This window comes from Azospirillum sp. UFLA03-27, assembly GCF_059803775.1.
Map to the genome: position 1 here is coordinate 1 of NZ_JAUQTX010000007.1, position 13309 is coordinate 13309.

Annotated in this window: 9 protein-coding genes; 4 read left to right on the forward strand and 5 right to left on the reverse strand. The window is 60.5% G+C overall.

The window, feature by feature from the left end:
• Positions 1 to 127, forward strand: a 127-nt coding sequence (locus Q4I23_RS02085) for a transposase (protein ID WP_498525168.1), incomplete at its 5' end; no start/stop codon positions are given.
• 6 nt (positions 128 to 133) lie between these two features.
• Here the strand turns inward: Q4I23_RS02085 and Q4I23_RS02090 are convergent.
• Together Q4I23_RS02090 and Q4I23_RS02095 are read right to left on the reverse strand one after the other, a co-directional pair.
• A complete protein-coding gene (locus tag Q4I23_RS02090; RefSeq protein WP_498525141.1) occupies positions 134 to 1285 on the reverse strand; it encodes a DegT/DnrJ/EryC1/StrS family aminotransferase in 1152 nt (383 codons plus the stop codon).
• A complete protein-coding gene (locus tag Q4I23_RS02095; protein WP_498525142.1) occupies positions 1282 to 1692 on the reverse strand; it encodes a sugar 3,4-ketoisomerase in 411 nt (136 codons plus the stop codon). The genes Q4I23_RS02090 and Q4I23_RS02095 overlap by 4 nt, the downstream gene beginning before the upstream one ends.
• Before the next feature lie 378 nt (positions 1693 to 2070).
• Here Q4I23_RS02095 and Q4I23_RS02100 point away from each other — a divergent pair, with 378 nt between their 5' ends.
• Positions 2071 to 5202: a glycosyltransferase 61 family protein gene (locus tag Q4I23_RS02100; protein ID WP_498525143.1), complete on the forward strand. Its 3132-nt coding sequence runs from the start codon at positions 2071 to 2073 to the stop codon at positions 5200 to 5202.
• A gap of 110 nt (positions 5203 to 5312) precedes the next feature.
• On the opposite strand, the gene Q4I23_RS02105 is transcribed toward Q4I23_RS02100, so the two are convergent.
• The 3 genes from Q4I23_RS02105 to Q4I23_RS02115 all read right to left on the reverse strand — a co-directional run bounded on the left by Q4I23_RS02105 (position 5313) and on the right by Q4I23_RS02115 (position 10793).
• A complete protein-coding gene (locus Q4I23_RS02105) occupies positions 5313 to 7211 on the reverse strand; it encodes a hypothetical protein (RefSeq protein ID WP_498525144.1) in 1899 nt (632 codons plus the stop codon).
• A 236-nt stretch (positions 7212 to 7447) separates the two neighbouring features.
• Positions 7448 to 9955, reverse strand: a complete 2508-nt coding sequence (locus Q4I23_RS02110; protein WP_498525145.1) for a glycosyltransferase — start codon at positions 9953 to 9955, stop codon at positions 7448 to 7450.
• Positions 9956 to 9992: 37 nt separating this feature from the next.
• The gene (locus Q4I23_RS02115) at positions 9993 to 10793 is read right to left on the reverse strand and encodes a glycosyltransferase family 2 protein (RefSeq protein ID WP_498525146.1); all 801 of its coding nucleotides are present in this window, start codon (positions 10791 to 10793) and stop codon (positions 9993 to 9995) included.
• Positions 10794 to 11179: 386 nt separating this feature from the next.
• Between Q4I23_RS02115 and gmd the strand changes: the two genes are divergently transcribed.
• Both gmd and Q4I23_RS02125 read left to right on the forward strand, forming a co-directional pair.
• Positions 11180 to 12241, forward strand: coding sequence for a GDP-mannose 4,6-dehydratase (gmd, locus tag Q4I23_RS02120; RefSeq protein ID WP_454021106.1), 1062 nt, complete (start codon positions 11180 to 11182; stop codon positions 12239 to 12241).
• A 19-nt stretch (positions 12242 to 12260) separates the two neighbouring features.
• Entirely contained in the window at positions 12261 to 13229 is a 969-nt protein-coding gene (locus Q4I23_RS02125) for a GDP-mannose 4,6-dehydratase (RefSeq protein ID WP_237908207.1), read from the forward strand.
• Positions 13230 to 13309 lie beyond the last annotated feature (80 nt).

Here is a 13309-nt window from a genome sequence, read left to right on the forward strand (position 1 = left end):
CATCGTCGAGCGCCTGTGGGCCCGGCTGAAAGAATGGCGCGCTATCGCCACCCGCTATGAGAAGACCGCCGTCTCCTTCATGGGAGTGCTTTGCTTGGCCGCCGCTCTCGACTGGCTCAAGTCCTAACAGGCCCTAGATAGGGGCGACCGTGGGCGTGCGTTTTCCGGTATCAGTCTTTTCCAATTGCCGGGCAATGCCTGCTGCGACCACGCATTCGGCGTCAGGTGGCAGGTGGGGACCAATGGGCAAGCTGAGGATGGAGGCAACGATCCGATCAGTCGCCGTGGGGCCAGGATGGCGCTCCCCAATGGCCGTATAGATAGGCTGTCGGTAACAGGCGATGGGATAATGAATGCCTGTACCGATCCCTTCAGCAGTCAGGGATGCCTGGACCTGATCTCGGTTCTGGAGACGCACAGTGTAAAGATGCCAAACCGGCTCAGCCCAATCGGGAACTACGGGAAGGAGTAGTCGGTCGGCCATGGGCGCCAGAAGCTCAGCATAGCGCGCGGCAGTCGCACGGCGCCGGTCGTTCCAAACATCGTTGTGGCGCAAGCGGACGCGCAGCAGCGCGGCTTGCAACTCATCAAGGCGGCTGTTTGTGCCTTCAACCTCGTGATGGTATTTGACGGCCGACCCGTAGTTGCCCAACTTGCGGATACGTTGGGCAAGCCCTGAGTCGCTGGTGACGACCGCCCCGCCATCGCCATAACAGCCGAGATTTTTGCCTGGATAGAAGCTGAAGGCGGCGGCGTGGCCAATGCTGCCTACCCGTCGGCCCTTATAGCGACCGCCATGGCCCTGTGCGGCGTCTTCCACCACCAGAAAACCGTGCTGTTCGGCCAGGGCCAGGATCGGGTCCATGTCCGCTGGTTGCCCGTAGAGATGTACGGGTATGATAGCGCGGGTTCGTGGGGTGATGGCGGCGGCAATGCAATCGGGGTCAATGTTGCAGGTGGCTTCGTCGGGCTCGATGGGAACCGGGGTGGCGCCCACCGCTGAAACCGCGAGCCAAGTGGCAACGAACGTATGTGCCGGCACGATCACCTCGTCCCCCGAGCCGATGCCGGCAGCGCGCAGGATCAGAACCAACGCGTCGAGGCCATTTCCGACGCCGACACAATGCTTCGCCTCGCAGTACTTTGCGAACTCCGTTTCAAAGGCGGAGACTTCCGGGCCTTGGATAAACCAGCCGGCTGTCATTACCCGACGCCAGGCTTCGTCCAGTTCGCTTTGCAATTCTCGATAGGTACTAGCCAATTCAAGAAAAGGAATCCCGCTCATCGTGCTCCAACCTCGGTTAGAAAATTATCGTAATCACGGATGTAGTCTGCTTCGTTATAAAACTCAGATGCCAAAACCAGCATCACGCAGCCGCCAGAGAAGTTATCAATTTTTCTCCATAGCATTGGCGAGATGTATAGGCCATAGTATGAGCGATTAAGGTGAAAGGTCCTCTGTGTGAAGCCGTCGTCAAGGGTCACATCACAGCTGCCTGACATAGCAATATAAAGCTGCTGCAAGTTACGGTGAGCGTGGGCTGCTCGCTCCGATCCTCCGGGGACGTCGTACAAATAGTAAACACGCTTCATTGAAAACGGAATGTGTTTTTCGTTCTCAATAAACGTAAGATTTCCTCTATAGTCCTCGACCTTCGGAAAATCAATAATTCGGCAATTATTGATGCTCATAATTTGCTCCATTTCACCGGTCGGCATTGATGCATTGCCGATATTCGCCTCGCGAGTGACATCATTTCCGGAAGGCTTTATAAGCTTTTCCTGGAGGAATATAGATGTCAATTTGCCGTGACATCTTGAGAGAGCGATTGTGCGACCTGGCAAGCATCGTCCAATCCGTACCAAGTCTCTTGACGTCTGTGGGGAGGGAATTTAGACAGGATAGCCTTCTGAAAGCAAGGGCGCCGCTATTTGCCGGTGGGGACTCTTGATGCCCAGGTGCAGAGCTTCACTGCTTCCACGATCAGTTTCAGGGAAATGCGTTGTGGCACAGCCACTGCCGTGGCGATACCTGGACGCCAAATTGGCGAATAGCACCAATGTGGTTGGATGGGGCGCAACCTGCGTGGTTTGCTCTGGATTTTCCAGAAATCACATGGTTATGGCGGCCCTTGTGCTGTGGCAAAATACATCGATGGGAATGTGATGCGGCTTTATGCTGAAAATGATGTGAGCGCAGATTTCGTTGCCCTGTGCGAGGTGATGGTGTCCGATCCGGCCCTTCTCGAGGATACCCTCCCGCAAGTGCTGGAAACCCTCGAAGCGATTCGAGCGCAGGGCAGTGGAGCAGAGCAGCGCTTCCTTGAAAAGCTGGCCGATATCACATGTTTCAGGGAGGACGTGGTTTCCAGGATAGGCCCAGCTCTTCGATGTGGATTTGGAGCGGTGGAGGTCGAATATCTGCAACGGGTGATCGATCGGCGCGGCGGACCGGAGCCCGTGCTTCTTGATGCCTTGATCGATGCGTTGCGCCATGCTGGGCGCCCGGTTGAAGCACTGGAGGCCGCTCGCCAACTGCGCCAGATGCAGCCGGATAGCGTTGTTGTCCGCATTATTGAAGCCGAAGCCACTCGCCACGTCGGCGATCATGAAGAGGCTGAGCGTCTGCTCCGCAGTGCGTTGCCTCATATTCAAGACAACCCCTGGGTGCCGTTCTGGTTGGCCGAATATGCGGCTCAGCGCGGTGACTGGCACGATGCCCAGACGCTTCTCCAAACAATTATGCCGGCTTTTCTACACCAGCCGGCGGCTGAACTTTTTTGCCGGAGCGGGCTTATGGCCGTTCTGGCTGAAAGCGAGGGCCCCTCAGGGGGAACTGGCCCATTGTTGGAGGCCGCCGCGGACAAGCTTGGCAGACCAGCCCACTTCTACCCGGAGCTGTTCGGTCGTATCGCCGCCGGTCATGGGAAGGAACTGGCGCGGCTCTACATCATGTCCCGGCGCCACGGAACCGCGCCGGCTCAGGACAGCATTAGAGCCGCGCTGTTCGCAAGCGTGGTGACTGGCGACCCCAGGGAGATGGTCGGCGTTGCAAAGGATTTGCATCGGGCCGGTTTTCCGACCGACGCCCGGGAATACCTGTTTCGGGCTCGCCGCCAAGCCACAGCTCCCAGCCACCTCCTGGGCTGGCATTGCGCAGATTTTCTGCGCCACGACGGATTTCCAGACGAAGCCAACAGAATCATCGACGAGTTGCTGAGAGAGCATCGGGAAGATTACGATGCATTGACCCAGCTTGCCGAGAGTGCCCAATCTGCCGAGCACTTCATTGATGAGGAGCGATTCCGGACAGCCGCCTTGGCGGTGCGGCCGGAGTGTCCACATACATGCTTGCGGATCGCCGAGATCGCCATGGCAGTGGGAGACGACAGCAGGGTGGTCGCGCAGCTTCGCGGCTTACCTGCTTTGGCGGATCATCCCCGCGCCATGCTTCTGCTGGCCCGTGCCAGTTTCGCCATCGGCCATTATGACGAGGCGGTGGAGTTGGCCGGGCGGGTTCTGGCCGTCTGGCCGGGCGATGATGAAACGCGGCACTTCCTCGGCCTTGTGTCCGCGCTGATCGCCGCCCGAGCGGCTCTTTTGAACGCTGACACGGCGGCATGCCTCGATTCCGCGGTCTTGCTCGATCATGGGCGGACTCTGCTTAGCCATGGCATGAGCGCGTTGCTCGTCTCCGCTTTGGCGCCGCTGGTGGATTCGGTTGACCCGTCGGTTTTGCCCGTGCTGGTTGAGGCCGCGTTCGCCACGAACGACGGTGTTCTGGCTCGACGGGCACTGGAGCGGCTTCTGTCCGTCACGAAGCCGGACGGTCAGGTGGCGTTTGCGAGGATCGTGGAGCGTGCCGGTGATTTCGCTGTCTGCGGGGGGGCTTTCGGCGAGGCTGCCGGCTGGTATCATCGCGCCAACGCCCTTGCCCCGTCCGAACACATCGATTTCAAACTGGCTGACCTTGACCGTCGGCGGGAAGGCGCCATACTGGCCGCCATCGTCGATCGGATCGATCCGCTATCCGTCGAAACCGGCGATGTCATAATCGGCCGGATGATCGGCCTTGCCGAAGCGGCCCAGGAGTACGCCGACGCGCATTTCCAGATTCCCTATAAGTGCGTTCCGCTTGACTTCGAGCGCGACCGGTTCGACCGCTTCGACCAACGACATGCCGAGCCTTTGGCGCTCCATCTCGGCGTTTTCCAGAACGTGCTGTGCGGTGAGATTTACGCTCCGATCCTGCCTAAGCACCGGCGCATCATTTTCAACGCAACCTATTCAAATTTTGCGAACTCGGGCGCACCGGTGCGTGTCTTCGGCCGCAGTTTCGAATACACAGTCAAAAACCCAGTCGAGGTAATCGATGAGCCGGTCGTAATCATTGGCGGTTCCGTCGAATATAATTATTACCACTGGCTTCTCAACTGGCTGCCGCGGATCATGATTGTCGAAGAGGCTGGGCGCTTGTGGCCGGAACTGTCCCGGTTCAAGTATCTGGTGCATCCCAATGTCCTGTCAGTGCCCCAGTTCCGCGAGAGTATAGACCGGCTTGGCATCCCGCATGAGCGTCTGTTGCTGGCCGATCCCAGCCGCAAGTCCCTGTTGCTGCGGCGTTGCGCTGTACCGTCCTTCATGGTTCAGCAATTCTATCATCCGCAGGTGCTCAATTTTGTGCGTCAGCGGGTTGGCGGCATTGCCGATGTCCAACCGACCGACCCAGCAACGGGGCGGCGTGTTTTTATCAGCCGGCAGAATGTGAAGGGCCCGAAGCGGCGTATACACAATTATGAAGCGGTTCTGCCGATACTCAAAAAACACGGCTTCGACATTGTCGAGATGGAGTCAATGAGCTTTGGGGATCAGGTTGAACTTGCGCGACAAGCGTCATTTATCTGCGCTATGTCCGGCGCCGCACTGACCAACTTGGTGTTTGCGAGCCCAGGGAGCCGCCTGCTGCTATTGTCACCCAACTATCTTTACGAGGCTGCGACTCACCGATATTGGAGCGGGATGGGACGTTTTCTGGATTTTGGCTTGGAGTTTTTCCTGATTCATCATTTCTTCGACGGAGAGCGGGAGTGGCGGTCAGAAGACCGTCCTTTCCATCCAATCGGCGACATGAATCTGGACGCGATCATCGATCCTGAAGCGCTCGACCTTTGGTTGGCCAAGCAGACCGCGCCGGCCGGCTGAGATGGATGGGCCATCGAAGGCCCGGTGTGGCTTCCAGTATGTGATGGCTCCGATGTTCGCCATAGGATTTCCGAACTTTACCTATGCATGGTCGGGGCCGGAAGTCCTGCTCACGCCCGGCCCATCTCCTGCCGCCAGTTCCATGTGGTCTTGAGATTGGCGATTTTGGCCCAAATGACAGCGCCCGGACAACAGAGGTCGTCTCCGATGGCCAAAGCGGAGGGGGCGATCAGTTCCTCGTCGGGCATATTGACCACCGCCTCGACCTTTCCGTCGATGGCCAGGATTGCCACCTTCCGGGTCTGAAGAACACAGACCGAAACCGAATACCAGTGGCCGATCTCGATGGAGCAGGGACGGGAATAACAACTAATCTGGGAGCCCGCTCTTGTCCCAACACTAGCGACAAGCGCGGCAGCCTCGGGACGATAGTAAACGGCAAGACCACGGGCTTTCTGCCATTCATGCGATTTGGTGCCAATCCATATCAGGGGAAGCCACCCGGTCGGATTCTGGTCGATGCAGAAATCGAACGATACGGCGGCGGTGTCCGCAGGCTCCAGTGGTGTGGCGAGGTCAAGGCGGGCGTTTCCCGGCGTCATGATGGCCGCGGGTCCTTGTGCAACGGGTTCGCTCAACGGGCAGAAGACGACGCTGCCCATCGTTTGTGGCCGCAATGAGTCCAGTGAGACCGACATGCCATCGGCGATCGGCCTCCGGATGTCTTCCGGCAAATCCTTCATGTCTTCGCCTTCCTGAACCACCAGGGCGCTCGCTGTTGTCGGCGTGCCCCGGAAGTGGTCGGTCGCGTCTGGGAACGGTGCGTAAGGATCGCCTGCGCCCTCTTGCCATGCCTTGAGGCGTTTCAGGGCAGGGTCTAGCCATTCCGTGGAAAAAAAACGGTCTTCCGGGACGTTGTAGCGGGTCAGCAGCCAGTACAGCAAAGCGCGGTGACGTGGGGTTTCACGCCAAGTGCCGATCAGGTTCGGTGCCTGTTCGATATAACCGGCCGCGAAGAAACTGGCGAAATCGCCATCGCTTGACAGGAACGGCAGGCCATAGAACAGGGCCAGGAAGCCAACCTTCGACGAGATTGACGTTATCGCGTCCACATGAGGGGCCAGATATTCGCAGGGTCCATGACCGCTCGGAAGTAGAGGCGGCAGGAAATGTACATTGTCGAATACCGCTTTGAGAGCAGCCTGGGTGGTGATGGAAAGCCCCCCGCCGGCCGGATGAGGCGGCGCAATCAGGGCGGTGTCCGCCGGCAACTTTCTGGCTACCGTCCAGATCAACTCTGCCGAACTGGCGATGTGGGTTCTGGAAGAGAAAAGATAGTCTTCTGTCGCAAACGGCAGTGGCAAAAGGACAAGGTGACGATAGCGTGCCCGTAGTTCTTGGATCAAGCGTGTGTATGGGGAATTTTTGTCGATCACTGAGCGGACATGGGAGCGGATCTCTCCAATCCATTTTTCTTCCGGAGGCCCATAAAGGAGAGTTTCGACAATGGAATTTTGATTATGTGCCAGGAAGGCTGCGCCATCGGGGCCGACTGGATCTAGGAAGAGGCTGAGCGGAAACGGCGGGCGGCAGAAAAGAGAAGCCTCGGAGTACAGGATCGGCAGAGGGCCGAAGGCCCGCCGATAATAGTTCGCCGGAGACCATGTCACCACAAGGGCGGGAGGACGGTGATGGAAGGCGCGCAGCAATTCGGCCGCCATGAGATCTTCGGCGGTTTCAGCGTGACCTGTGAATAGACGCGCAACAAGTGGTTGCCCCTGAAGGCCAAGGCATTCGGTTATGGCTCCAGTATCGAGATAGGTCAGCAAATCGGGAGGAGCGTCAACATCGCTGGCCTCCGCCTGCTTTCTATATCGCTCCCCAAGAACAATGACCGGATCCCATCCTCCCGCCTTCTGAAGTGTTCGGGCCATCCTGACAGCCCAGCGAAACCAAGTGACAGGAAACTCTTGGAGAAGCGGTTCGATATGGAGGGCGATCGTAATCAAGATGCTTTCCATTCCGGGGGTGGTTATGTGACCGTGCTACACACGGTAGCCGTCAGTGAGGCTAACTAACTTGCAATTTCCATAGTGCACAGCAAGTTATTCTATAATGGCACCACGGCAGTCCCTCAGGTGCAGAGGAGCTTTCAATCCTCGGCATTGCTGTGATTGAAGCGATCCGGACGGCGCGTGGTGCGGGTGTGCATCCCCCTGCATCGGTGTTTGGCGATCTGCTGCAATCACTCCGGCAAGGGGCGCAGCAGGCGGTATGGTGGGCCCAGCGGTTCGAAATGCGGGTTGTAACAGGGATCGTTGGACAGGCGCTCGCCCCAGCGGTTTCGCAGATGGCGGGCTTCTCCGGCCAGGCGGGCCATCTTCTCTGGCGTATCGTCGGTGCCGCGCGTCTGGGTTTCGAGGTGATAGAGCCGCGCGTGCGGCGTCCACAGAACCCGTAGTCCTGCCTGTTGGAGCTTCAGGCAGTAATCGACGTCCGCATAGGCGACGGGCAGATGCACCATGTCAAACCCTCCGACCGCTTCGAAAGCGGCCCTCGAGGTCAGCAAGCAGGCGCCGGTGACCGCCGAGACGGTGCGGGGCAGCGCGGCTTGGCCAAGATGTCCCGGCTCGTCGGCGCCAAGTCCCACGAAGGCGTGCCCGGCCGCGCCATCGGCGCCGAGGACGACGCCGGCGTGCTGAACCGTGTTGTTGGGGTAGAGCAATTTCGCCCCCACCGCCCCGACTCCGGGCCGGGCGAGCAGGGCCACCATCTCGCTCAGCCAGTCCGGGGTGATGGCGACGATGTCGTTGTTGAGGAAGCACAGCGCGTCGCTCTGGCTGGCGCCGGCTGCGGCGTTGTTGATGGCGGCCCAGTTGAAGGGACCGCGGAATCCGGCGACACGAAGCCGCGGATCACGCGCCAACGAGTCGAAGAAGGGGCGCGACCGAGGATCGGTGCTGTCGTGATCGACCAGGATGATCTCGTAGTTGGGGTAATCGGTCCTGCTCAGAAGGCTGGATACGCAGTCCCGAACCAGATCCACCGCATCCTTGGTCGGGATGACGATGGTTACCTTCGGGGCGGGCGAGGGGAGGGAGTAACGGACACGGGCACAGAACAGCCCGCCCGACCGGCTCCGCGTCTCGTGGTCGGCCGTGACGGTGGCGCGACTTCCGATGCGCCGCTGGTGCTCGCCCACCACGCGCTCAATTCCGGCCATGATGGCGGCTGGGTCACCGCCCCCCGACAGCGAAGTCGGGTTGATGCGCCAATGGTAGAGGATTCGGGGAATATGCCGGATGCCGCCGGCGCCGACCCGTTCCAGAAGGCGCAGCACCAGATCATGGTCCTGGACGCCCTCGGTCCCCTCGCGGAGTCCTCCGACCTCAAGCATCAGCCGCCGCTCGACCACCAGGAAATGGCAGACATAGTTGATGGATTGCAGCAGTTCGGGATCGAAATCCGGCTTGAAGGCGGGAGCGGTGTGCCGGCCGTCGGGGGCGATCCGGTCTTCGTCGCTGTAGAGAACGGGGAAGGGCGCCTTGGCCAGTTCCTCCGCCATGCAGAGCAGGGCATCGACGGCCAGCCGGTCGTCATGGTCGAGAAAGGCCACATGGCTTCCGGTCGCCAAGGACAGCGCCCGGTTGGTGTTGGCGCTGACACCGCTCCGGGTTCCGCTGAACACCGCGCGGATTCGGGCATCGCGGGCAGCTTCCCGCTGGATCAGCATGCGCACCGCGTCGTCGCGGGACGCATCGTCGGCGATGCAGAGCTCCCACTCCCCATAGGCTTGGGCGCGGACGGACTCGATCGCCTCCGCCAGCATCCACAGCGGCGGATCGCAGACCGGCATCAGCACCGAGAAGAGCGGGCGTTTCTCCAGCGCGGCGGCCCGCTTCGGCAGTTGGAGCCGGCGCATGGAGGTTTCGCTGTAATGGTCGTCGAAATAGGCGGCGTAGTCGGCAATGGACCGGGCGGAGGACACCCGCCGCCGCGGCACCTCGGCCCGGATTTCCCGCAGAATGCCGGCAAGCTCGTCCAGCCGATCCGACAGCGCGTCGGTCCGGTCGGCCTCGGCCTCGTTCAACTCGATGGCGAGGGGGCCGAACACCACCGCGCCGCTGCGCCGGTCGCACAGTTGCAGGGTACGGCCCGACCGGACGGTGAGCAGAACCTCGAATCCATGGTCACAGGTGGCGAAGCGGCTCAGGAGATCGCGGCGCTGCTGGTTGGCGACCGCTCTGGCAACGATGCGGTCGTCGACCAGGACATCGAGTTCGACCGTTTCCCGCTCATCCTCGGCATTGACCGCCCAGCCAATGACCCGCGCCCCTTCCACGCTGTCGACATTCGCCTCCACCTTGCGGCTGGCGGACAGAGACAGGCCGTTCTCCAGGACATGGCCGGTCGCGGCGACACGCAGGGCGACGGGGGTGCGCGCCGGGTCGATCCCGGGGAACAGGGAGGCGATATCCAGGGCGAAGCCGCAGGGCACCGGGCGGCCCAGCAACTGCGAGAGGCTTCCGCTCTCGCGGTCGGGCGTGAAAACCGCCTCACCCGTGCCGGCCGAGACGATGAGCGGAACGGGCGTGTCGGGCGCCGTGACGGATAGCACCCAGCCGGTCACACGCGTCCCGTCCCATGCTTCCACCCGTCCATAAAAGGGGGCGGTTGCCGAGGGTCGTCCCAGATCGCCGGTGGTCGTGCCGCCGTTTTCCGGTTCGGAGGGGCGTGCAGGCAAATGGGTCATGGTGAGGGTATCCTGAAAAAGCTGCCGCACGGTCCCATCAGGAGGAGCGCCGACGCAGCGCCTCCGTGATCTCCCGGCGGAACTCTTTCATCTCATCGTCGCCACGCCAAGCCGGACGATGGATCTCGTCCTTGATCACCTCGTCCAGCACGCGCCCGTTGGCCGCCACATGGGCTTCGTTGTAGTAGGAGTGCCCAGTGTCGACCGAAAAGCCGTGGGAGAGATAGAAGAAGTCGGCCTCATGCGGGTTTTCGGTCGGAATGGGTCGGCCGCCGTACCCCGCCTTGACGATCCGGATGGTGTGATCGGCGTGTTCAAAACCATAATGCTTGAACCGCGTGTCGTAGTATCCGCAATAGGAAATCACCTCTTTCGTAAAGGCGGACACCTGCGCCGTCAGCGAGCGGCATATGTACGGATCCTGCGGTACGCCCGCCCCTCCGACGATTTTGTCCTGATACCAGGGAGGCAGAAGGTTGATGTGCCCCCAGAGGTTCAGGGCTTCAACCCATGGGGCCTCCCATTCCGGCTCGATCGGATACGAGTCGTCTTCAATGATAAAATATAAATCGGCTTGCGTAAAATTATTCAAGTAAAACAGGGCTCTATTTTTGTTCCATGATATTCCTTTGTTTTGTCCTGTTACGTAATTTATTTCATTTTCTTCAAGAAATAGCTTAGTGTCGTCAGATGATCCATCATCGGCGACGATTATTTCGTATGAATGATTTGTATTTGCTTTGATTTTTTTGATAGTTTTGGCAAGGCAATCAACGCGATTGTAGGTAATGACGCCTATTCCAATGGTCTGGCTTTCAGTATTGTTTTTATCTTTCATAATTCTGTCCTGCATCGTATGCGATATGCCCCAGCGATGTTTGCGGAGATCATTGGAGCATATTTTAAAACTTCGGTTTGCACTTTTATTCGTAAAATTGCTTAAAGCCAATGTCTTGTCAACCGGCGTCAAGAGAAGGGGGCAGCTCGATGCCTGCTCCTAGACACGCTTTGGGGCTGCGACAAGCCTGTGGATATGGACTGGCCAGACAGCAAAGATGTTGACGCGCGTAATGGAACCGCGCACTCATGCACAGCCCTTGCGAGGGGTGCGATCACCGGTCTCCAGCTTGGGCTGGGTGGCTGGGCGGTATCGGGGAATGGCTTCGGTGCGCGACATACCGCCTGGAGCGTGGAAGATCACGATCTCTGAAACAGGAGCGAGCGTTGAGCAAGGTTGCTTTGATCACTGGTGTTACGGGACAGGACGGCGCCTATCTCGCGGAGCTTCTGCTTTCGAAGGGCTACACCGTCCACGGTGTCAAGCGGCGCTCGTCCTCGTTCAACACCGAGCGGGTGGAGCATCTGTACCATGACGTTCATGAGGGCAACGTCCGTTTCCGGATGCATTACGGCGACCTGACCGATGCGACCAACCTGATCCGCATCGTGCAGGAAGTCCAGCCCGACGAGATCTACAACCTTGCCGCCCAGAGCCATGTGCAGGTGAGTTTCGAGACTCCGGAATACACGGCGAACTCCGACGGGCTCGGCACGCTGCGCCTGCTGGAGGCGATCCGCATTCTTGGTCTGGAGCAGAAGACGCGCTTCTACCAGGCTTCCACCTCCGAGCTGTACGGCCTCGTGCAGGAGACGCCACAGAAGGAGACGACGCCCTTCTACCCGCGCAGCCCCTACGCGGCGGCAAAGCTCTACGCCTACTGGATCACGGTGAATTACCGTGAGGCCTATGGGATGCACGCCTCCAACGGCATCCTGTTCAATCATGAGGGTCCGACCCGCGGCGAGACCTTCGTCACCCGCAAGATCACCCGCGCCGTCGCGGCCATCCAGCTCGGCCTGCAGAAGGCGCTCTATCTCGGCAACCTGGACGCCAAGCGCGACTGGGGCCACGCCCGGGACTACGTCGAAGGCATGTGGCGCATCCTGCAGCAGGACAAGGCCGACGATTACGTCCTCGCCACCGGCGAGACCCATTCGATCCGCGAGTTCGTGGAGTTGGCCTTCGATTGCGTGGGCCGCAAGATCGAATGGCGCGGCACGGGCGTGGACGAGAAGGGCGTGGACGTGGCGACCGGCGACGTGCTGATCGAGGTCGATCCGCGCTATTTCCGCCCGACCGAGGTGGATCTGCTGCTGGGCGATCCGTCCAAGGCCCACTCCAAGCTGGGATGGAAGCACACCACCACCTTCCCGGAACTGGTGCGCGAGATGGTGTCGAGCGACCTTGCGCGTTTCGAGCGCGAGGCGGCGGGACGCCGGGCCTGATTCCGCCGGAGGAGCCGCCGTGGCGCGGACCGCACTGATCTTCGGGGTGTCCGGGCAGGATGGAAGCTATCTTGCCCGGCATCTGCTCGACCGCGGCTACACCGTCCATGGCACCTCGCGGGACTGCGAGATCGCGTCGTTCCGCAATCTGACAATCCTGGGCATCCGTGACCAGGTGAACGTCCATTCGGCGACCCTGCACGATTTCCGCAGCATCGTGCAGGTGATCCGGGCGGTGAAGCCCAACGAGATCTACAATCTCTCGGCCCAGTCGGCGGTGGGGCTGTCCTTCGAACAGCCGGTCGAGACGATCGACAGCATCCTGAACGGCACGCTGAACATCCTGGAGGCCATCCGCTTCCTGGGGGTGGACGCGCGCTTCTACCACGCCTCCTCCAGCGAGAGCTTCGGCAACACCCTGGACGAGCCGGCCGGTGAGGCGACCGCCTTCCGCCCCTGCAGCCCTTATGGCGTCGCCAAGTCGGCGGCGCATTGGATGGTCGCCAACTACCGGCAGGCCTACGGGCTCTATGCCTGCTCCGGCATCCTGTTCAACCACGAGTCGCCGCTGCGTCCGGCGCGCTTCGTCACCCGTAAGATTGTCCGCGGAGCCATCGCGGTGGCGCAGGGCCGGGTGAAGACGCTGGAACTGGGCAACCTCGCGGTGGCGCGCGACTGGGGCTGGGCGCCGGAATATGTGGACGCCATGTGGCGGATGCTCCAGCAGGAGGAACCGGATGATTTCGTCATCGCCACCGGCCGCATGCACGCGCTGGAGGACTTCGTCCGGACAGCCTTCGCGCATTTCGGCATAGACTGGCGGGAGCATGTGGTCCAGGGTGCCACGAACCTGCGGCCGATGGACATTCATCGCAGCGTCGGCAACCCGGCCAAGGCCGCGGCTCGTTTGGGGTGGAAGGCCGAAACCCTGATGCCGGATCTCGTCAGCCGGCTGATCGAAGCGGAGCTGGCCCTGGCGCCGCCGTAAGAGGGGCCCCGGAAAGGAGCCAAGAGAGGACTGTGACGGTGGCCGAGATCCAGGGTATAGAACCGGCCCGTTCCTGCCTG